17 protein-coding genes are annotated in these 20,338 nt (G+C 43.7%); 4 read left to right on the plus strand and 13 right to left on the minus strand.

Annotated features, from left to right (window positions below):
* Both pcaF and pcaD read left to right on the plus strand, forming a co-directional pair.
* Positions 1 to 1,117 (plus strand): 3-oxoadipyl-CoA thiolase (pcaF, locus tag ACX17N_RS00005; protein WP_458890544.1); only part of this gene is annotated, 1,117 nt, incomplete at its 5' end.
* An 82-nt stretch (positions 1,118 to 1,199) separates the two neighbouring features.
* Positions 1,200 to 1,988, plus strand: coding sequence for a 3-oxoadipate enol-lactonase (gene pcaD / locus ACX17N_RS00010; protein ID WP_458890545.1), 789 nt, complete (start codon positions 1,200 to 1,202; stop codon positions 1,986 to 1,988).
* Positions 1,989 to 2,264: 276 nt separating this feature from the next.
* Here the strand turns inward: pcaD and ACX17N_RS00015 are convergent, their stop codons facing one another.
* From ACX17N_RS00015 to ACX17N_RS00040, 6 genes are read right to left on the minus strand one after another with little or no spacing between them, the layout of a single operon-like run.
* Positions 2,265 to 3,323 (minus strand): 2,3-butanediol dehydrogenase, encoded by a 1,059-nt coding sequence (locus tag ACX17N_RS00015; RefSeq protein WP_458890546.1) that lies wholly within the window; start codon positions 3,321 to 3,323, stop codon positions 2,265 to 2,267.
* Positions 3,324 to 3,344: 21 nt separating this feature from the next.
* Positions 3,345 to 4,130, minus strand: a complete 786-nt coding sequence (locus tag ACX17N_RS00020; protein WP_458890547.1) for an acetoin reductase — start codon at positions 4,128 to 4,130, stop codon at positions 3,345 to 3,347.
* Positions 4,131 to 4,141: 11 nt separating this feature from the next.
* Positions 4,142 to 5,542, minus strand: coding sequence for a dihydrolipoyl dehydrogenase (lpdA, locus tag ACX17N_RS00025; RefSeq protein ID WP_458890548.1), 1,401 nt, complete (start codon positions 5,540 to 5,542; stop codon positions 4,142 to 4,144).
* A 10-nt stretch (positions 5,543 to 5,552) separates the two neighbouring features.
* Positions 5,553 to 7,088, minus strand: coding sequence for a 2-oxo acid dehydrogenase subunit E2 (locus tag ACX17N_RS00030; protein WP_458890549.1), 1,536 nt, complete (start codon positions 7,086 to 7,088; stop codon positions 5,553 to 5,555).
* 1 nt (position 7,089) lies between these two features.
* On the minus strand, positions 7,090 to 8,109 hold the full coding sequence (locus ACX17N_RS00035; RefSeq protein WP_458890550.1) for an alpha-ketoacid dehydrogenase subunit beta: 1,020 nt from the start codon (positions 8,107 to 8,109) through the stop codon (positions 7,090 to 7,092).
* A 15-nt stretch (positions 8,110 to 8,124) separates the two neighbouring features.
* Positions 8,125 to 9,087: a thiamine pyrophosphate-dependent dehydrogenase E1 component subunit alpha gene (locus ACX17N_RS00040; RefSeq protein WP_458890551.1), complete on the minus strand. Its 963-nt coding sequence runs from the start codon at positions 9,085 to 9,087 to the stop codon at positions 8,125 to 8,127.
* 357 nt (positions 9,088 to 9,444) lie between these two features.
* On the opposite strand from ACX17N_RS00040, the gene lipA reads away from it, so the two are divergent.
* Together lipA and ACX17N_RS00050 are read left to right on the plus strand one after the other, a co-directional pair.
* Positions 9,445 to 10,437 (plus strand): lipoyl synthase, encoded by a 993-nt coding sequence (gene lipA, locus ACX17N_RS00045; protein ID WP_458890552.1) that lies wholly within the window; start codon positions 9,445 to 9,447, stop codon positions 10,435 to 10,437.
* 234 nt (positions 10,438 to 10,671) lie between these two features.
* A complete protein-coding gene (locus ACX17N_RS00050; protein WP_458890553.1) occupies positions 10,672 to 11,760 on the plus strand; it encodes a transcriptional regulator in 1,089 nt (362 codons plus the stop codon).
* 120 nt (positions 11,761 to 11,880) lie between these two features.
* On the opposite strand, the gene ACX17N_RS00055 is transcribed toward ACX17N_RS00050, so the two are convergent.
* From ACX17N_RS00055 to ACX17N_RS00085, 7 genes are all read right to left on the minus strand, one after another.
* A complete protein-coding gene (locus tag ACX17N_RS00055; RefSeq protein ID WP_458890554.1) occupies positions 11,881 to 12,948 on the minus strand; it encodes an ArsO family NAD(P)H-dependent flavin-containing monooxygenase in 1,068 nt (355 codons plus the stop codon).
* 337 nt (positions 12,949 to 13,285) lie between these two features.
* A complete protein-coding gene (locus tag ACX17N_RS00060; protein WP_458891099.1) occupies positions 13,286 to 14,464 on the minus strand; it encodes a hypothetical protein in 1,179 nt (392 codons plus the stop codon).
* 259 nt (positions 14,465 to 14,723) lie between these two features.
* The gene (locus tag ACX17N_RS00065) at positions 14,724 to 16,364 is read right to left on the minus strand and encodes a thiamine pyrophosphate-binding protein (protein ID WP_458890555.1); all 1,641 of its coding nucleotides are present in this window, start codon (positions 16,362 to 16,364) and stop codon (positions 14,724 to 14,726) included.
* A gap of 59 nt (positions 16,365 to 16,423) precedes the next feature.
* On the minus strand, positions 16,424 to 17,890 hold the full coding sequence (locus ACX17N_RS00070) for an aldehyde dehydrogenase (protein WP_458890556.1): 1,467 nt from the start codon (positions 17,888 to 17,890) through the stop codon (positions 16,424 to 16,426).
* A gap of 13 nt (positions 17,891 to 17,903) precedes the next feature.
* Complete coding sequence (locus ACX17N_RS00075; RefSeq protein WP_458890557.1) at positions 17,904 to 18,695, minus strand: aspartate dehydrogenase; 792 nt, start codon at positions 18,693 to 18,695, stop codon at positions 17,904 to 17,906.
* Between the two features lie 8 nt (positions 18,696 to 18,703).
* Complete coding sequence (locus tag ACX17N_RS00080) at positions 18,704 to 19,498, minus strand: SDR family oxidoreductase (protein WP_458890558.1); 795 nt, start codon at positions 19,496 to 19,498, stop codon at positions 18,704 to 18,706.
* 15 nt (positions 19,499 to 19,513) lie between these two features.
* Positions 19,514 to 20,335 carry an alpha/beta fold hydrolase gene (locus tag ACX17N_RS00085; RefSeq protein WP_458890559.1) on the minus strand — a complete coding sequence of 274 codons (822 nt, stop codon included), beginning with the start codon at positions 20,333 to 20,335 and terminating at the stop codon, positions 19,514 to 19,516.
* Positions 20,336 to 20,338: the final 3 nt, after the last annotated feature.

Raw genomic sequence — 20,338 nt, forward strand, 5'->3', positions numbered from 1 at the left:
GGCAGTGCCGATTCAAGCCTTGATGCAACGTAACCCGACTGTCGATTGGTCACAGGTCGATGACGTGATCTATGGCTGTGCCAACCAAGCCGGTGAAGATAACCGTAATGTAGGGCGTATGTCGGCCTTATTGGCAGGCTTACCGGTTGAAGTGCCTGCGACCACCATCAACCGTTTATGTGGTTCATCTTTAGATGCGATTGCCATTGCGGCACGTGCCATTAAAGCCGAAGAAGCCCATCTGATTATTGCCGGTGGCGTGGAAAGCATGTCACGTGCACCTTTTGTGATGGGCAAGTCGGAAAGTGCTTATGGGCGTAGCCAGAAGATTGAAGACACCACCATGGGCTGGCGTTTTATCAATCCAAAGCTCAAAGCCATGTATGGCGTAGAGACCATGCCACAAACCGCAGAGAACGTGGCGCAACAATTTAAGATTGATCGTGCAGATCAAGACCAGTTTGCCTTGACGAGTCAACAGCGCACAGCAACCGCGCAAGCTCAAGGCTTTTTTAAACACGAGATCATCCCGGTGAGCATTGCTCAGCGTAAGGGTGATCCAATTGTGATCGACACGGATGAACATCCGCGTGCATCGACCACACTCGAAGGTTTGGCCAAACTGAAGCCAGTCGTCACAGCAGAAGGCACCGTCACAGCGGGAAACGCGTCAGGCATCAATGACGGTGCGGCTGCTGTACTGATTGCTTCAGAAGCAGCAGTTGAACAATACCAGCTTAAACCCCGCGCCAAGATTATTGCCTCTACGGCTGTGGGGGTTGAGCCTCGCATCATGGGCTTTGCGCCTGCACCTGCGATCAAGAAACTCCTCAAACGAGCCAATCTCACCATCGAGCAGATGGATGTGATTGAGCTGAATGAAGCTTTTGCCGCACAGGCATTGGCGGTGACCCGTGATCTTGGTCTGGCAGATGACACGACACAAGTGAATCCAAATGGGGGGGCGATTGCGATTGGTCATCCACTGGGGGCTTCAGGGGCACGTTTAGTCACTACAGCTTTAAACCAATTGGAACAAACCGGTGGCACTTATGCCCTGTGTTCGATGTGTATTGGCGTGGGTCAAGGCATTGCGCTGATTATTCAACGGGTTTAACCCTCATTCTGATCTGACGTGATGTTTCTACTCATAACTAGCGTGGAAACATTCATTTTTTAATGAATTAAGGAACCATAATATGCCGATTTTAAATACGCCTGAAGTACAACTGCATTATCAAACCTTTGGCGATGCCAGTCATCCTGCACTGGTGTTTTCTAATTCCTTAGGCACCAACTATGGCATGTGGCAGCAGCAGTTTAATGCTTTAAAAGAGCAGTTCTTTGTCATTTGTTATGACACCCGTGGTCATGGTGGATCCTCAACTCCGCAAGGGCCTTATAGCCTGCAACAGTTGGGTGAAGATGTGATTCAGCTGCTAGATCATCTCAATATTCAGCAAGCGGCTTTCTGTGGCATTTCGATGGGTGGCTTAACCGGTCAGTGGTTGGCGATTCATTATCCTGAACGTTTTAGCCATGTGATTGTCTGTAATACTGCCGCCAAAATTGGTCAGGAGCAGGCTTGGCTGGATCGTGCAACACTGGTCAAAACTCAAGGTTTACAACCGATTGCGGACAGTGCAGCCTCGCGATGGTTTACAGATCCCTTTATCCAAAGTCATACTGCAGTGGTGTCCAATCTTCAAAACGACTTGGCAGCTGGTAGTGCCGAAGGTTATGCAAACTGTTGTGCGGCTTTGGCTAAAGCGGATGTGCGGGAACAATTAAAGACAATTACGGTGCCTATGCTGATTATTGCGGGTCAGCAAGATCCTGTAACCACGGTGGCGGATGCGCAGTTTATGCAGGCACAGATTCCGCAGAGTCAGTTGGTCGAGATTGATGCTTCGCATATTTCTAATGTGGAACAGCCGAGTGTGTTTAATCGAAATATTGTAAATTTTTTAAAAAGCCAAACACTCTAATTAGAGTGTTTGCTTTGTGAATGTTATCAATCACCTTTTGTTTGGTAGCCTTAAGCGTTTTCGATAAGAAAAATTAAAAAATAACTCTTATACGGTTAAATCTGTTTATCGAAGCCTGTGAGAACCTGTTCGCGACATGACTTTTAGATCAGGTTCATCACTACAATTTATTCAATTGGCTCAATCTAAAACTCAACTTTTATGCTTATGCCATCAACAGAATCAGCTTAACCAAGTAAATCCAAATCTATGGTGAGCGTCAATCTGCATATCCATTTAAGGATGAACAATAATTTTTACCGCAGACTCATTATTATGAATCAGTGTTTCAAAGCCTTGCGAAACCAGATCATCCAGCGCAATACGCTGGGTAATAAATGGTTCCAGATGAATCAGACCTTGCTCCACTAAACGGATCGTTTCCTGATGGTCATTTACATAAGCAATTGTGCCCCGAATATCTAACTCTTTCATGACCACACTATGCACATTAATCGTGGCAGGATGACTCCAGATCGACACAATGACCACCACGCCTGTGGGTTTCATCGCTGCGACCAGTGTATCCATAACTTTATTGACACTGCTACATTCAAACGCGACATCTACACCACGGTCTTCGGTAATTTTCATGACCTCCTTAACCACATCAACTTGCGATGGATCTAGCACATAGTCTGCAACCCCTGCTTCTATCGCTTTTTCTTTACGTTTTGCACTGAGTTCAGTAATGATGACCGTGAGACCTTTGGCCTTTAAAATAGCCGATAAAAGCAAACCAATAGGCCCCGCTCCACCAACCAAGGCGATGTCGCCCGCTTTTGCACCACTTCTGACGTAGGCATGATGCCCCACAGATAAGGGTTCAATTAATGCTGCCTGATCTAGGGGAATATCCTTCGAAATTGGGTGAACCCAGCGTCGTTGTACCGCAATTTTTTCAGAGAGTCCGCCCCCGCGTCCACCTAGCCCAATAAAGTTCATATTTTTAGACAAATGATACTTATCATTCGGACCTGTAGGCACATCATCAGCAATGATATAGGGCTCAACCACAACATGTTGCCCGATCTGAATATCCTCAACCCCCTCACCAACTGCATAAACTACGCCTGAAAATTCATGCCCCATGGTAATAGGTGCAGACTCTCCAGAAATTGGATGTGGATGACCACACGGCGGAATAAAGATAGGACCTTCCATAAACTCATGTAAATCTGTACCGCAAATACCACACCATGCCACTTGAATTCCAACTGTGCCAGGTAATACATTTGGTTCAGGAATATCCTCAATTCGAATATCCCCTCGATCATAAAAACGAGCTGCTTTCATTGTGTATTCCTTATATTGATATTAACGGTAAATCATTCCACCATCTGTCAAAATAGACTGACCTGTAATGTAGTTTGCATCCTCACTGGCTAAAAATGCAACTAATGCAGCCACGTCATCTGGTGTTTCAGCACGTCCTAAAGCAATACCATCTACATATTTTTTATACGTTTGACCAATTGGTGCACCTGTAATTTCAGAGAAACGCTGATCTATTTCGACCCACATGTCTGTGCCTACAACACCCGGACAATAGCTATTTACAGTAATTTTAGCACTGGCATATTCTTTAGCCGCAGCTTGCGTCAATGCACGAACTGCAAATTTAGTTGCCGAATAAACACCGAGTAAAGCAAAACCTTCATGACCTGCGATTGAGCATGCATTAATAATTTTTCCAGCCTGTTGGCGGTGTTTAAATTTATTTGCTGCAGCTTGAATCCCCCAAAGTACACCACCGACATTGATGTTCATAATTTGGTTAAATTCACTCGGCGTTACTTCTGCCAAAGCTTTAACTTGGGCAATGCCTGCATTATTGATCATGATATCAAAACCATTAAGTGTCGATTCGGCATGATCGATTGCTTGCGCAATTTGAACAGGATCTGAAACATCCGCAATAAATGTGGTGGCCTTTACGCCAAAAGCTTCAATCTCTTGTTGAACAACATTTAACTTTTCTTGATGAAGATCGACCAAGGCAATATGAACACCTTCTTGCGCCAAACGTAAGGCAATACCACGTCCAATGCCTTGTGCTGCACCTGTGATTAACGCGACTTTATTATTTAAACCTCTAGGCATGTTGCGACTCCTTAAATATGGATGGCACGCTGCATCGCGGATAACACCGACTCATGCATCGCCTCAGATAAGGTTGGATGGGGGAAGATCACCTGAGCCAAGCTGTCATCTGTCGCTTCTAGGTATTTGGCAATCGCAAAACCTTGAATTTGTTCTGTGACTTCATGTCCCACCATATGGGCACCCAACAACTCGCCCGTTTCCTGATTAAAAATGGTTTTGACGAATCCTGTGCTATCCCCCAAAGCCAAGGCTTTCCCATTGGCTTGTAATGGAAATTTGCCGACATTAATACAGAAGCCTGCAGCTTTGGCTTGCTGCTCCGTCAAGCCAATACTCGCCACTTGAGGATGGGTGAAAATACAGCCTGGAATTTGCGTACGATCCAAAGCATGTACCTCAGTCAACCCAGCGATTTTCTCGACACAAAGAATGGCTTCATGACTGGCTTTATGGGCTAAACAGGGTGCGCCTGCGACATCTCCAATTGCATAAACGCCTACCACATTGGTTTTGCACCAAGCGTCGACTTTGATATAGCCATGCTCAAACTCAATACCCAATGCTTCTAGACCCAGATTTTGGGTATTCGCTTTTACCCCAATCGCAGAAAGTACCTTTTCAACGGTGATCATTTGCACACCAGTCGATGTTTCTATATAACAATCCACTTGTCCGTTTTTGCTTTCGATACTTTTTACGGCGGCAGCCGTTAAAACTTTCATCCCCTGCTGTTCAAATTGCTTTTGCACATATTGGGCAACTTCAACATCTTCGCTAGGTAAAATCTGCTTGGCGATATCTACCAGCGTCACTTGGCAACCTAAGTCTTGGTAGAGGCTGGCAAATTCGCTGCCTATAGCACCCGAACCAATGACCAGTAAAGACTTGGGTAATTGCTGCGGTACTAAAGCCTCTTTATAACTCCAGACCTGATTACCATCGACAGCAATATGCGGTAAAGTGGCTGCACGTGCGCCCGTTGCCACAATAATATGCGGTGCAGAAATCTGCTGTTTCTGTCCCTGTGCATCGGTAAGCTCTAATTGTTCTTTGGCAATAAACTGAGCGGCTGCATGAAAAACAGTGACCTGATTTTTTTTCAGCAAATGACCGATGCCTTGCACCAATTGCTCGGACACCTGTCTGCTATGACGAACCAGTTGCTGAATATCAAAATCAACGGAACCTACAGTAAATCCAAACTGCTCTGTGTGTTTAAGCTGCTGCGCCAGTGCAGCTCCACTCAGTAGTGCCTTGGTAGGAATACAGCCCCAATTCAGACAGATTCCACCCAAATGCTGTTTTTCAACAATTGCGGTTTTTAAGCCCAGTTGCGCTGCGCGAATCGCAGCGACATATCCCCCCGGACCAGCACCGATGACAATCAGATCAAATTGTGTATCAGACATGGCGACTCTCCTACACTAAAATCAAGGCAGGATTTTCGACAAACTGCTTAAATGCCGATAGGAAATGCGCACCCAATGCCCCATCAATCACACGATGATCGCAAGACAATGTTGCTGTCACCATCTGACGTACAACAATCGCATCATGTTCGACGACAGCGCGTTTCTCCGCAGCTCCCAAAGCCAAAATGGCCCCCTGAGGTGGGTTAATAATCGCGTCAAACTGTTGAATGCCGAGCATTCCCAAATTGGAAATACTGAAACTGCCCCCCTGAAACTCATCAGGGGCTAATTTACCCGTTTTGGCACGGGTCGCCAGATCTCGCATGTCATTGGAAATCTGGGCTAAGGATTTGTGATTGGCGGCTTTAATAATCGGTGTAATCAGACCATTCTCAATCGCGACAGCTACAGCAATATCAGCCTGTTCAAACTGTAAAATTTGCTGATTTTCTTCATCAAACTGCACATTGACCTGTGGAACCTTCATCAATGCGGCCGCAGCAGCCTTAATCAACATATCGTTAATGGACAACTTGACTTGCGGTACACTACTGTTAATTTGCTGACGTAACGCCTGAACCGCTTCAACATTTAAGTCTATGGTTAAGCGAAAGTGCGGTGCATTACGTTTGGCGGCTTGCAGCCTTGAAGCAATCGCTTTACGCATGGCATTCATGGCTATAGTCGTGACTTTTGTTGACTCGGATGAATGCACATGGTCTGCATGTTGAATTTGTACAGGATTTTCACGCTGATAAACGGCTTCAACATCTTCCTTACAGACTCGTCCACGTGAACCCGATGCACGGCAATCATGCAGATTAATGCCCCATTGTTTTGCCAAACGGCGCGCGACTGGGGTGGCGAGCACGTGGCTATCATCCGCTTTAGATTTGGCGGCTTTGGTACTGGCCTGATGACGCACATCTGGCCAAGCCCCGCCTGCGGCTTGAACTGCGGTCTGAATATCCTGAACACTAATACGGCGTTCACGTCCAGAACCTGAAATCTGAGCCAAGTTCACATTATGTTTTGCAGCCAATTTCAAGGCATGTGGCGTAGCAAAAATATCATCGCTATGTTGGTAGCCTTGTAACACAGCAGGAATTGAATATCCGCCCTGAGTCACAGCTTTTGAAGTGTTACCAACACTGTTCTGTTTAGGCACAGCTTGTACTTTGCTTTCCACTTGAGCCGCAGCTACTTTTTCAGGAACCGTTGCGACAGCTTTATGTTCAGTTACAGCAGGTGTTCCACCTAAGGACTGGGCATAAGCCTCAATTTCAGCATCTGACACTTGAGCATCAGCACAAATGGCAATCACACCACCGACAACAAGGGTGTCACCATCTTTGGCAATAATTTTACGCAGCATGCCATCGAAAGGGGCTTCAAGAACATTGACGATTTTTGTGGTTTCAATTTCACAAATTTCCTGCCCTTTACTAAATTGCTCTCCTTCCTGAATCAGCCATTGGGCAATGGTGCCCTCTTCCATTGACAGACCCCATTTCGGGATTTCTAGAGTTTTAATTTCGCTCATCCTAAGCCTCCAACGTTTTACGTACAGCCTGTTCGATACGTTCTACACTTGGTAACCATTCTTTTTCCAACACGGGAGAAAATGGCACAGGTGAATGCGGTGGGGTCACCAGTTCAATCGGTGCTTTCAGATAATGAAAACCTTTCTGGGCAATAAGCGCAGCCACATCATGTGCAAAACCGCAACGGGCTGCCGATTCATCCACAATCACCACCCGACCTGTTGAAGCCACCGATTCTAAAATGCCATCTTCATCCAATGGGGAAATGGTTCGTGGGTCAACCACTTCAACCGAAATGCCTTCTTTGGCCAGCTTGTCAGCAACTTCATTAGCACGATGCACCATGAGACTTAAGGCAATAATGGTAATGTCGGTGCCTTCACGAGTGTAATTGGCGACACCAAAAGGAATGGTATAGGCCTCATCTGGTACTTCGCCTTTAATGTCGTACAACAACTTGTGCTCACAAAAAACCACGGGGTCATCATCTCGAATGGCTTGAATCAACAACCCTTTCACATCATAGGCACTAGACGGCACCACCACTTTTAAGCCTGGCACTGAGGCAAACACGTTATACGGCGACTGAGAATGTTGTGCTGCTGCGGAAAAACCAGCGCCAATCATACCGCGCACCACCATTGGAGCTTTTGCCTTGCCACCGAACATGTAACGGAATTTGGCCGCTTGGTTATACAGCATGTCATAGCACACGCCATAAAAATCCATAAACATTAAATCCGCCACAGGTCTTAAACCTGTTGCAGCAGCCCCTGCGGCCATCCCAATAATGGCAGACTCGGTAATCGGGGTATCAATGACGCGCTCCGAACCGAACTCAGTCCATAGCCCTTTAGTGACCCCCAATACCCCGCCAAACCCTTCGAGTTTATTGTCATCGGTATTTTTACCGCCATGTCCACCACGGACATCTTCACCCACAACGATCACGCTTGGATCACGGCGCATTTCCAGTTCAATCGCTTCTTTAATCGCGTTTCGATAACTTTTATTTGGCATTGTTCTACTATTCCTTTAGTAAGAGACGTAAACATCTGTAAGTAGCTGAGAGACTTCTGGATATTTGGCTGCTCGCGCTTTCGCAACAGCATCGTCCACATTCGCTTTAGATTGGGCATCAATGGCATCTAATTTGGCTTCGTCAATTTGCCCTTTGACTTTTTCACGAAAGATTTTCAATGGGTCTTTATGCTCTTTGACATAATCCAGTTCTTCTTTGGAGCGAATCAGTCCGGGATCTCCCTCAAAATGTCCATAAAAACGGTTGGTTACCGTTTCAATCACACTCGGACCTTCACCACGGCGGGCACGCTCAATGGCTTTTTGCGCAACTTCATACACAGCAAAGAAGTCTGTACCATCCACTTTTTCGGCGGGTAAGCCAAAACCTGCCGCCCGACCTGCAATGTCCTTACTGCCTACGGCATAATCATGTGCAGTGCCTTCACCAAAGCCGTTATTTTCAAAAACAAAAATGACAGGAAGCTTGAGCACGACTGCCATATTCATGGCTTCAAAGGTTAAGCCCTGATTTGAACCACCATCACCCGTAAACGACAAACCAATACCACCAGTTTTAACGGTTTTGGCGCTTAATGCCGCACCAATTGCTAAGGGAGGACCGCCCCCCACAATACCGTTGGCACCGAGCATGCCTTTATCCAGATCGGCAATATGCATGGAGCCACCTTTACCACGGCATAAACCATCATCTTTGCCAAAAATTTCTAACATCATGGCGTGAATATCACAGCCTTTGGCAATACAGTGTCCATGACCACGATGGGTCGAAGTAATAAAGTCCTTGTCGGTTAAATTTTCACAAATTCCCACGGCAACCGCTTCTTCACCGCTATATAAATGAATGAAACCTGGGATATCGCCTGTATTATTTTCATCGTGAAGTCGATCCTCAAATTCACGAATATCGCGCATTCTTTTGTATGCTGCTAGCAATTGCTCTTCCGTTAATTGCATATACTTGATCCTTATTCATAACGCTTAAAATAAAATTCAGAGTAGAAAAACATTCCAACCTGAATTTTTAAACCGTATATTTATATAAGAATATTTTGATTATTTTTCCTATTAGACTAAAAAAAATATTATAGAAAAATTATGAAATAATATTAAAAAACAATACATTAAATACTTAAAAATATCTTTAATTTTTTATTAATTTCAAAAACATATAAAAACAAACCTTTAACCAACCTTTGTTTTATATCATAAGATTTTTGGACTATTTTATTATAGTTTGAATATTTTAATTACAGCTCAAACCTGCAATTAAATGAATGTTTTTATATTAATTTAAACAATGGAATATATAAAATGGATTTAAATCACTCAGTAGCAATTGGAAAAAAACTACGTGGCACTGAAAAATTGGCGCGTATTCCGATTAAAGTGCTTCCAACCGAAACACCACCCAAAAAACCAGAATGGATACGGAGCAAAATCAGTCAGCCTGAAGAAGTGCAGATTATTAAAGATTTATTACGGCAACAAAAACTGCATACGGTGTGTGAAGAAGCTGCTTGTCCGAATTTGCCGCAATGTTTTGGTAGTGGGACTGCAACCTTCATGATCATGGGCGATATTTGTACCCGACGCTGCCCGTTTTGCGATGTCGCTCATGGTCGCCCGAATGTATTAGATGCCCGTGAACCACAGCATTTGGCTGAAACGGTAAAGAACCTGAACTTAAAATATGTCGTGATTACTTCTGTTGACCGTGATGACTTAAAAGATGGCGGTGCACAACATTTTGCCGATTGCATTCGAGCAATCCGTCAAAGCAGTCCAGACACTTTAATTGAGATCTTAGTGCCAGACTTTCGCGGGCGCATGGATCTTGCACTCGACATTCTGAGCCAGAACCCACCCGATGTTTTTAATCACAACATTGAAACTGTGCCACGCCTCTATAAAGCCATGCGACCGGGTTCAAACTACCAGCACTCCTTAGATTTACTCAAGCAATTTAAACAGTACTGTCCTGATATTCCGACCAAATCTGGTCTGATGGTTGGATTAGGCGAAATTAAAGCAGAAGTGATTGTGTTACTGAATGATCTTAAAGATCACCATGTTGACTACATAACCATTGGGCAATATTTGCAACCTTCCAAAGCACATGCCCCAATTCATCGTTTTGTTGCCTTGGAAGAATTTGAACATTACCAAATCCATGGTCAGTTATTACAATTTAAAAATATCTGGAGTGCACCAATGGTAAGATCGAGTTACTTTGCTGAAAAACAATATCATGGAGAAGCCACTCCTAACCCCTTTCATTACAAAAGTGCATTAACCCCATTTTAATTGTATGGTGCATCCATAAAATGAATGAAATTTTTACTAAAATTAGATAGAAAAACGAAGGTTTTCCTATTAGATTTTTGGGATACCGTTGAAAATAAATCCGCTCACAGCTTTAGGAGAAATTCCGTCAATCATCAAAATTTATCATGCAACTTACAGTCATAAAATGACAGGATGAAATTATTACTATTGGGCACAAATGGATATTTCAGCTCAGCCATGAAGGAATATGGAATGAATAATTTAGAAGAATTGAATACACGCTTACAAACAACGCATTTAGTCAATCAAGTTGATGTGAATGCCGCACCCTTAGTGACGCTACCCAAGGAAGAGCGTTTTTCTTTATTCAGTCGTACTATTCATCATACCTATGAAGAACTCTTAAGAATTGCTCACGATTCTGACATGGCAATAGGACTAACCGACCATCATGGGACTCTGCTATGGACGTGGAGTAGTCGAACAATGTTATCGTCTGCGGAACAGGTTCATTTTGTTGAGGGGGGACAATGGTCTACTCAAGCCGTCGGCACCAATGCGATTGGCTTGGCACTGAATAGTCAACGTTCCCGTTGTGTTCACTCTCATGAGAATCAAATGAATAGTGTTCGAGATTGGGTCTGTTACGCAGCGCCAATCATTGACCCGATTTCCAATCAATTTCATGGCGTGATTAATCTCTCGACCAAATATAAAAAACATACGCCTTTGGGCGTTTTAGCCGTTGAACGCTGTGCCGACCTCGTACGTCAATCTCTTTTAATTGAACAAAAAAATATATTGTGTATTAATGCCTTAGGTACACCGAGAGTATTATTCAATCAAACCCAACTGTTATTAACACATCGACAAATTGAGATTCTGTGTATTTTGGCTTTACGTTCGAATGGGATTAGCTTAGAGGAACTTCATTACGCCTTATATGGAGAGCGTGACGTCAGTACTAAAACACTGAAAGCAGAATTGTCACAACTTCGGAATTTATTACCTGACTGCATCGAAGCTCGCATATATAAATTAACCTGTGAAGTACAATGCGATTTTTTACAAGCTGAACAATCATTGAATGCAGGATTTCTCGCCAGTACGTTTTCATTATACAAGGGTTGTTTTTTAGCTAAAACAGAGAGCCCTTTTTTGTGTGCATGGCGCGAAAGTTTTGATGCCCGATTAAGCCATTTGATTTATCAAATGCAAGACATCGACCAATTATTAAAGATTATTAGTTATGTACCTGAGCGAAATGATGCCGTGCTGCGTTTGTTAGAATTATTACCAGAAGAAAGTATCTATCGCGAACGATTTTCAAGATTTATATAGGCTTGACTGGGCAAAACTAGCCTAATGGTTGCTTCGACCTTTTTTTTGCTCAAGATGAGATGAATCAAGAATTCATAATGGCATTCTTTTACATTATGAATTCTGAGCTGTTCTACTTCATCATGGAGCGTTCAAGTACGCTACAATATCATCGACCGTTGCACGTGCAGTGCGTGACACCCCGATTAAGGTGGCGGATGCCATTCCAGTCCACTCGCCATAACCCACGAACCATAAATTCGGCACTTTTAAAGATCGACCATTTTGCACAGCAACAGTATGATCAGGCTCGACAATATTAAGGCTGTTTACATGCTTCAGTGCAGGCTTAAAGCCAGTACACCAAATGACAGCATCGATGGCTTGATGTGTGCCGTCTGACCAAATTACACCATGTTGATTAAAAGCTGAAAAGGGCGCTCGACTATGTAAGACGCCACGCGCTCTGGCATCTTTAACACTCTCCACCATCACAATATCTCCCAAACCGCCCACTGGCTGGTCGACATGGCGTCCTTCTAATTGCACTTTTAAACGTTCCGTTGCCCGAAAAAACAAGACTCGACCATCCACATCATCCGAAAGAAATTGTGGGGGGGTCTGAGTGACCCAAGTGCATTCGGCTACTTTTGATACTTCAGCCAGAATCTGCGCACCTGAGTTGCCACCACCAACAACCATCACGTTCTTATTTTTAAAGGGTTCAGCATTTACATAATCGGCCGAATGTATTTGAAGCCCTTCAAAGTTTTCTATGCCATCATACACAGGAATATAAGGCTGCCCCCAAGTGCCAGTTGCACTGACCACCGCCTTTGCTCGCCAAAACTTTTCTCCCGCATAAACATCTAAAGATTGAGCATGCTGTTCAAGATGATCTACAGAGATCGGGCGTATTATAGGAAACTGATAACGTTGCTCATAAGCATTTAAGTATGCAATGACTTCATCCCTGCTCGGATAAGGCTGAGAGGTTGTCGGCATCATCCACCCCGACAAAGAGCTCCAAGTATTTGGAGAAAATAGACGTAGGGACTCCCAAGCATGTAACCATGCTCCACCAGCTTGAACCTGATCATCTAAAATAATAAATGGAATCTTTTTCCGTTTTAAAAAATATGCAGTCGATAGTGCCGCTTGACCACCACCAATAATGACTACATCAACCTCACTTTGCAGTTGAGCCAAAATTATGCTCCTTCAAGAACCTCAACTAAAAATTAATACCCTATTTTTGGGTTGCCGTCTTTCAAAAATTTATGGAATGATTGTTTATTCTAATTTAAAACATGATTTTGATAAAATTCCAAGACTATTTCAAAAAACTTAAATATACACCCGATAAAATTTTGATTTTTAAATGATGAATCATAAGTTTTATATACACATAGAAATATTATTAATTAAAAATCATTTACAAATAAAATCATCTACTGAATACAAAATAAATAAGTACATTAACTATTAAAATTTAAAAAGCCGTAAAGCTAAAATTTCAACTTTACGGCAATACGAAAATATTAGCCTAAAACTTAAATCCAAAATTTAAATTCACACGGTATAACCACTTATCACTATTTTGCGAGGTGGTTGAGGTATACCCTGTACTATTGGTTGAACCTCCAATGATATTAGAATTTTTTCCCCAAGTATAATCCGCCCACACCAAAAATGGTGAAGCAATAAACATCATGCCTGTCGTATTCATTTGTGAGGCTGACCAGTCACTACGTTCTTTATCTAAATAACTAAAGTCATTATAGAACTTAATTGCCTTTAATTTACCCATGTCCTTCACTGGTAAAGTATAAGCAATATTCAAGCTCGAAATAATGCCTTCAGAAGCAATGAAATAAGATGGAGTTAAACCATTGGTTCCCATTAAAGTCACGTCATTGCTGATACCCTCAGGGTTCTCAGCATCATATTTATAATCTATGACTGAGCCCTGAATATTCCAACGATTGAAATTGGTATTTGCATGTACACCAAGCGCATAATATTGCCCATTTTTATCCGTAGTTTTATTATGCAATTGGGAAATAGCGCCTGATAGCCCGAGTTCTTGCTGCCCCACGCCTGTATCAAACTTTTTTACTACACGCGTATTTAATTGATTGCGCTTTTCATTTTGATAGGCTTTCTGATTCGGGAATGTATTATTTAATTCATCATAACTCCCACTTTCCGGTGAATAACGCATATTGGTTTCCAGCATGGTTGGGTAATAGCCCAACTTAATATCCCAATCTTTATCGTTATAATTCCAATTCAGACCTGGTGCAATGTTATTACCATAGCCCAAGAAAAATGGAAGATGATAAGTCCACCCATTTTGCGGATAAGGATAAATTGCGAATGGTTTATATACAAAACCAGCTTCGAGGCTATTATTTTGGTTAAATTTATAACCAATATATGCTTTTTCTATCGAGGTATATTCATGATCTTGCAATAAGAAACTGCTATTTAAATATACATCCTCATATTTCCCTGTAATATCTAAACGTAAAATATCAAAATCAGTTTTACCAAATCCACGGTTTTTACTTTCAGGCCAGCTTTCATAACGATGGTTAAAACGAACAACACCACCCACTTTCAATGCAGCAGCTCCATCATCACTGTTCCATTCTAGCGCTGACTCTGAAGCCCATGTTGTTGTCGCCAAGCATGACATCATTACACCCACAACAGCCATCATCTGGTTTTTCATTTATACTTCCTCATTGGCTTGCCATTACAAGCTTTGCATTATTTGTTTTACATACAAAACAATGTTTGTTTTGTTTTTTGCTTAAAAAAAATTGGCTTGTATTGGCTAAAGCAAGTCATCCTTTTGCTTTGCACGTCTGATTCACCTTTTTTTAGCATGTGTTCTACCCTACGTGCCGAGGCACGTAGCATAGAAAAAAAAGATTATTTTTTGAGTTAGTCCAACTCAGCACTCTGCAGAGTGTCTATTAGTACAGTTTCTTTTGAGGAGGACCAGCAAAGTTCAGTGGCCCAATCGAATGCATATCCAGTTCAATAATGGCGGGACCATTCAGTGCAACAGCTGCTTGAATCGCTGTCTTAAATTCTTCTGCACTACCGACTTTCCAGCTTTTTACGCCCATTGATTCGCCTAAAAGCTTGTAATCTGGGGTATGCAATTCGTTGTAATACTGTCGACCATTGAAATAGTTATTTTGAATACCGCGCATTACGCCATATCCGCCATCATTCATAATCATTAACACCATGTCAGTATTTTCCTGCACCATGGTTGCGATTTCACCAATCCCGAGCATCAAGCCACCATCACCGACCAAGCCCACAACTTTCTTGTCTGGATTGGCAATACTTGACCCGATTGCATGAGCAAGCCCCAAACCAATTGCGCCTGCAAGTGAGTGGATATTTCGGTTCGGTGCTTGAAATGGGAATAAGCGACTCCCCCATGTACTACCCGACATGGTGATGTCGCGAACAAAAATGCCATCTTCAGGCAGTGCTGCACGTAAATGATCACAAATTAAGGCGTATTGGTCCATCTGTTTACGTAAGGCTGCAACAGCGGCATCTTTAGCAGCCACAATCGCTTGGTCATAGTTTGCATCAACCTTTGATGTGCCATTGAGCTGAGTTAACACGCGTGCCAAAGTGTCTTTGGTATCTGCACAAATAAAATGCCGAATCTTGTAGTTCCGTTGCTGAGCCACTGGATTGGCATCAATCTGAATAATATTTTCAGGAAATTCAACCGAATAAGTTTTAGTCTCATTACTGCGTAAACGTGAACCTACCACCACCACTAAATCAGACTCTTTTAGCAATTGCTCAACTGCTGCCGAGTTATGAAATGCGCCTAAACTGCGTGGATGTGCATCTGCCAAGATACCGCGACCATGCGTTGAAGACACCACTGGAATGCCTAAATCAGCAATCGCTTTAACTTCCTCTACCGCATGTAAAGCACCACCACCCACCCAGAACATTGGACGTTTGGCTTGTTGAAGTTTCTGGCTAATCAGTTCAATTTCAGTATCACTGGCTTGTGGTAATTGGAGCGCTTTGACTGGTCCTAAATCCAGTGGTAAATCAATTTCTGCGGCTTGAACATCAATCGGAAGTTCAACACTGACGGGCCCCATCGGCACAGTCGTGGCAACACGAATTGCTTCACGAATGACACCAACGGCATTGTCTGGACTGGTAATACGAAAGGCGGCCTTACTTGAAGCACGTAAGAACGTAAGCTGATCTTTGGTTTCATGAATAAAGCTGGCATCACGATCCAGATATTCACGCTCCACCTGACCCGTTAAATGCAAAACTGGGCTACCTGCGTTCATAGCTTCAATTAATGAGCCCACCGCATTACCTGCGCCAGCACCTGTACTGGTTAAGGCAACACCCAAGCCCTTAAAGCGTGCATGGGCATCTGCCATGGTCACTGCACCCGCTTCACCACGCGCTGCAACAAAGCGGATTTTCTCACGGCGCCCCACTGCATCGGCAATCGGTAAGTTATGAATTGAAATGACGCCATATATACTGTTTACATTGTGCTGTTCTAACACGCGGGCAATTGCTTCACCTACATTGACACGTTCCGTCATGAATATATTCCTCTAAAAATTCTGTTTTACTATCTGTTTAACTTTGTGCTGACTGATGCTTAGTCTGACCAAGGGTTTGGCGTCTCATTCAGTCCGATATAAATACTTTTTTGTTGCATATAGGACAAAATGCCCTGACGCCCTTTCTCACGACCAATACCGCTGTCTTTGAAGCCACCAAAGGGTGCTGAAATGGAAAATTTCTTATAGGTGTTAATCCACACTGTGCCCACTTCTAAAGCGCGAGCAATACGCCAAGCCTTACGATAACTTTCCGTCCAGATACCGGCTGCCAAACCAAAACAACTGTCATTGGCCTGTTTCAGTAAATCGGCTTCATTGTCATATTTCATGACCACCAAAACTGGTCCAAAAATTTCTTCTTGGCACACTTGAGCATTGTTATTTAAGCCGGTAATAATAGTCGGCAAATAGTAACTACCTTTCTCGAACTCGCCTTCAGTGATTGCTTGACCACCCGTTAGAATCTCGCCACCTTCTTGTTTTGCCAGTTGGACATAACGATCAACTGACTCTAGATGTGCTCGGTTAATTAATGAACCGATATGCACATCGGCTTGTTCAGGATGTCCGACACGAAGCTTCTCGGTGACTTCAACTAGACGTGCCAAAAACTGATCATAAAGACTGCTATGAATAAACAGACGAGAACCTGCAATACATGCCTGACCTGCGGAACTAAAAATTCCATATACGACACCTTTTACCGCCAGCTCAACATCAGCATCAGGCAATACAATCGTGGGAGATTTCCCGCCCAGTTCGAGTGACGTAGTGATCAATTTATCTGCCGCGATATGCGCCAAGTGACGTCCTGTAGTTGTACCGCCCGTGAAGGAAATTTTACGCACCAATGGATGCTTCACGATGGCATCCCCCACCACAGATCCTTTACCGACCAACACGCTGAGCAAACCTTTCGGTAAGCCTGCTTCTTCAAAGATTTTCGCCAATTCAAGTGCAATCAATGACGTTGCTTCGGCAGGTTTTAAAATCACGGCATTACCACCTGCCAATGCTGGTGCAAGTTTTTGCACTTCACTGGCAATTGGGGAATTCCATGGGGTAATTGCCGCCACGACGCCCACCGGTTCATGCACGCTCATGCTCATGAAGTCTGGTGCACGTTGTGAAGTCAGTTCATCATTCATGGTTTCACAAGCAGCCGCTACATAGCGTGCAGTTGCTGCAGCACTCATCACTAAGCCACGTGTTTCTGCTAAAGGCTTCCCGTTATCACGGGTTTGTAACTTCGAAAGTACATCAACACGCGCCTCAATAAGGTCAGCGACTTTATATAAAATTTTGGCACGCTCATGTGGCAAGCTGTTCCGCCATGTGGGTTCACGCCAAGCCTGATCAGCTTTTTGAATGGCTTCTTCGATATCTTCCGGACTGGCTGTCGAAATTTCGGCATTCACCGAATTGTCTGCTGGAAATGTACTTTGGATAACATTGCCTCGACCCAAACGCCACTCACCTGCAATATACAGTTCCTTTACCATGACTTTATCCCTCTTAAATCTGAATCGTTCCAACGCTATTACGACATGCGCGAATCACGCTGAGCGCAGCCAATGTTGAGGTCTTTGGGTTTGACGCAAGTGGTACGCCCATTAGCTCAATGGTCATTTCACCAAAGCGCCCTTCCGCTACAATGGTATGTTTGTTTTTAGTGATCGTCGGATCAACCGTGAGCTCTACTGTGGTGTCGTCCAGGCCCATGCCTGCAAGTGCTATGGTCGCAGCCACATTGGCATTGGCTGGAAATTTTAACGCTGCTTCACGTGCTGTTCCGCGATAAAACACCGTAGCTTCTGTGACTCGATCAAGATCGACCAACTGCTCGGCATAACTGCCCCGCCAGCTATTCGGGCTTTTGCAACCCTTATAGACCACTTTATCAAGCCCGCCCTCTTTGGCTGCCGCAATGCCATCAATTCCTGCAATGGCGCCCGCCAATAAATGTAAGTGCGCGCCATGTTGTTGAGCCGTTGCTTTAAGTTCGGCAAGAAATTCACTGTCTGCTAATGTCCCGACTGAAATCAGTCCAATGGTCCAACCCTGCGCTAAGACTTTTTTCGCATGTTCTTTAACCGCAGCCTGACCTGCAACTTCAATGACATAATCAGGCGTACCATCACATTGAGTTATATCTGAAATTACTTGCACACTATCGGATAATTTTGCTTGTACATCAGCAATGCTATCTGCTGGTACCACAACCCATTTCAATTCAAGGTCATGTGGCAAATGGGTATAGACTTCTGACGCCATCGCGCCGAATCCAATCATCATGAGTTGCTTCATGTCTGTCCTCAAATATGTTTGTTAAAACCACCTGAAACATCGAGTGCTGTTCCTGTGGTATATGAAGCCAATGGCGATGCAAGAAAAACCAAAGCGCGAGCAGGTTCTTCTGGTTTACCTAAGCGTTGCATTGGAATTCCACGCTTTTGTGCAATATTGCCGATCCATTCTTCCCAAGTTTGATTTTGGTCAGAGCGGTCTGCATAGCGGCGTTTCCACTGCGCCGATTCCACCATGCCCAACAAAATGGAATTGACACGAATGCCATACTGAATAAATTCATGTGATAGTGAATGGGTCAAATTCAGCAACGCTGCGCGTGCTGCCGAAGTCGCAATCATGTGCGGCTCGGGTTGCAGGGCTAACAATGAGTTAACATTGGTAATCGAACCAAATGCAGACAGTTTCAAATCTTCCAAAAATGCTCGAATAGGGTTCAGTACGCTGAAGTATTTCAACTCAATTTCTTTCATCCAATCTTCATCTTGTGTATTGTCAAAATTTGAAACGCGACCTTGACCTGCGTTATTAATCAACATGTCGACATGACCAAACTGTTGTTTCACTGCTTGTGCAAAGCGGTTGACTTCCGACTGCGCCAGCACATTACAAGCATGTGTAAAAACCTGCGCATTCGGATATTTTTCTAAAATATAAAGTTTTGATTCAGCAAGGCGTTGTTCATCCCGACCACACCATGCGACTTTGGCACCTTCTGCCACTAAGATTTCGACAGCAGCTAAACCAATGCCTGAAGAGCCACCTGTGACAACTGCTACTTTTCCTTCTATTTGGAAGCTCATAATTGATATCTCGTTTCAATGCTGCGTTGCAGACAAAATAATTGCATTAAATGCTTTGGGTTGATCGACATAACTGAGGTGTCCCGCTTCAGCGATCTCAATATAGTTTTGGCAATCCATTTCCTGAGCCAATTCTGCAATTGCTTGCGATGGGGTAATGCTGTCTTGCTGTCCAGCAACGATCACGCATTTCCCGCCTAAATCTTTCAAATAATTTCGAATTTCGTCATAAGCCAATAAGTAGGATGCTTGGGTAAATCCGCCTAAATTTAAGTTCTGCATCACATGCTCAATCAGCGCTAGGGTTTGTGGTAATTTTAAATACGTTAAATTGGGTCCACGGCTTTGTGCTAGTCCGTGATTGCCCAGCTCAGCCAACATTTTGGGGCGCTTGGCATACACTTCTGCCTGTTGCTCTGCACGATAGCGCTGATAGCCTTGGGCCACATTGGCAATAACCAATTGCTGAACACGTTGAGGATACAGGCGAGCAAATGCACTCGCCTGTAATGCCCCAAGGGAATGCCCCACAACAATCGCCTGCTGAATTTGAAGTGCATCAAACAACGCAGCTAAACGCTGAGCATAATCCTCCGCATTGGGGGTCTGCGTTGTTAATGCATCAGACAAACCATAGCCAGGTGCATCCCATGCAATTACATGAAAATACTGACTTAACTCATTCAATTGATTAACCCACGAGCCAGAACCAGAACTGATACCATGTAATAGCACCAAATACTGATCGCCTGTTCCAGCTTCCCGATAGGCCTGTTGATCGCCATTAATATCAACCAGCTGAATCGGGAAGTGTTTTAATGTTTCAATAAGTGTCATCTG

The organism is Acinetobacter sp. GXMZU3951 (assembly GCF_054457875.1).

Bases quoted from the DNA above. Each gene is read 5' to 3' on its own strand.
- ACX17N_RS00080 (WP_458890558.1), bottom strand. From the start codon at position 19,498: ATGAGCTTCCAAATAGAAGGAAAAGTAGCAGTTGTCACAGGTGGCTCT.
- lipA (WP_458890552.1), top strand. From the start codon at position 9,445: ATGGATTTAAATCACTCAGTAGCAATTGGAAAAAAACTACGTGGCACT.
- ACX17N_RS00030 (WP_458890549.1), bottom strand. From the start codon at position 7,088: ATGAGCGAAATTAAAACTCTAGAAATCCCGAAATGGGGTCTGTCAATG.
- pcaD (WP_458890545.1), top strand. From the start codon at position 1,200: ATGCCGATTTTAAATACGCCTGAAGTACAACTGCATTATCAAACCTTT.
- ACX17N_RS00035 (WP_458890550.1), bottom strand. From the start codon at position 8,109: ATGCCAAATAAAAGTTATCGAAACGCGATTAAAGAAGCGATTGAACTG.
- ACX17N_RS00085 (WP_458890559.1), bottom strand. From the start codon at position 20,335: ATGACACTTATTGAAACATTAAAACACTTCCCGATTCAGCTGGTTGAT.
- ACX17N_RS00015 (WP_458890546.1), bottom strand. From the start codon at position 3,323: ATGAAAGCAGCTCGTTTTTATGATCGAGGGGATATTCGAATTGAGGAT.
- ACX17N_RS00065 (WP_458890555.1), bottom strand. From the start codon at position 16,364: ATGACGGAACGTGTCAATGTAGGTGAAGCAATTGCCCGCGTGTTAGAA.
- ACX17N_RS00060 (WP_458891099.1), bottom strand. From the start codon at position 14,464: ATGATGGCTGTTGTGGGTGTAATGATGTCATGCTTGGCGACAACAACA.
- lpdA (WP_458890548.1), bottom strand. From the start codon at position 5,542: ATGTCTGATACACAATTTGATCTGATTGTCATCGGTGCTGGTCCGGGG.
- ACX17N_RS00075 (WP_458890557.1), bottom strand. From the start codon at position 18,695: ATGAAGCAACTCATGATGATTGGATTCGGCGCGATGGCGTCAGAAGTC.
- ACX17N_RS00070 (WP_458890556.1), bottom strand. From the start codon at position 17,890: ATGGTAAAGGAACTGTATATTGCAGGTGAGTGGCGTTTGGGTCGAGGC.
- ACX17N_RS00020 (WP_458890547.1), bottom strand. From the start codon at position 4,130: ATGCCTAGAGGTTTAAATAATAAAGTCGCGTTAATCACAGGTGCAGCA.
- ACX17N_RS00040 (WP_458890551.1), bottom strand. From the start codon at position 9,087: ATGCAATTAACGGAAGAGCAATTGCTAGCAGCATACAAAAGAATGCGC.
- ACX17N_RS00050 (WP_458890553.1), top strand. From the start codon at position 10,672: ATGAATAATTTAGAAGAATTGAATACACGCTTACAAACAACGCATTTA.